Source organism: Blastococcus sp. TF02A-30, from assembly GCF_003319185.1.
Lineage (GTDB): Bacteria > Actinomycetota > Actinomycetes > Mycobacteriales > Geodermatophilaceae > Blastococcus.
In genome coordinates this window covers 1-780 of the sequence record NZ_QOHJ01000022.1, presented here as the reverse complement: position 1 = coordinate 780, position 780 = coordinate 1, and the positions used below count along the sequence as shown (strand labels likewise).

1 protein-coding gene is annotated in these 780 nt (G+C 67.6%); it reads right to left on the bottom strand.

Going from position 1 to position 780, the window contains the following annotated elements:
* Nucleotides 1–780: pyruvate kinase (pyk, locus tag DQ241_RS20265; protein ID WP_113832075.1), on the bottom strand; the 780-nt coding region annotated here is incomplete at both ends.

Here is a 780-nt window from a genome sequence, read left to right as displayed (position 1 = left end):
AGATGTGTATAAGAGACAGCCCGTGCTCCTCGGTGGACGCGACGATGCGGGCCATCGTCTCGACCACCGTCACGGGGTACTCGCCGACGCTCGTCTCGCCGGAGAGCATGACCGCGTCGGCACCGTCGAGGACGGCGTTGGCGACGTCGCTCGTCTCCGCGCGCGTGGGCACGGGGCTGGAGATCATCGACTCGAGCATCTGCGTGGCCACGATGACGGGCTTGGCCATCCGGCGGGCGAGCTCCACCGCGCGCTTCTGCACGATCGGCACGGCTTCCAGCGGCAGTTCGACCCCCAGGTCGCCGCGGGCGACCATGATCCCGTCGAACGCGTCGACGATCTCCTCGAGGTTGTCGACGGCCTGGGGCTTCTCGATCTTCGCGATGACGGGGATGTGACGCCCCTCCTCGGCCATGATGACGTGCACCCGCTGCACGTCCTTGGCGCTGCGCACGAACGACAGGGCGATGAGGTCGGCGCCGATGCGCAGGGCCCACCGCAGGTCGGCCTCGTCCTTCTCGCTCAGCGCGGGCACGTTCACGGCGACCCCGGGGAGGTTGATGCCCTTGTTGTTGGAGACGGGCCCGCCCACGACCACCTCGGTGGTGACGGTGGTGTCGTCGGCGTCCACGACCCGCACGCGCACCTTGCCGTCGTCGATGAGGAGGAAGTCGCCCGGCTTGACGTCCTGCGGCAGCCCCTTGAAGGTCGTGGAGACGATCTCCTTCGTGCCCGGGACGTCTTTGACGGTGATGCGGAAGCTGTCTCTTATACACATCT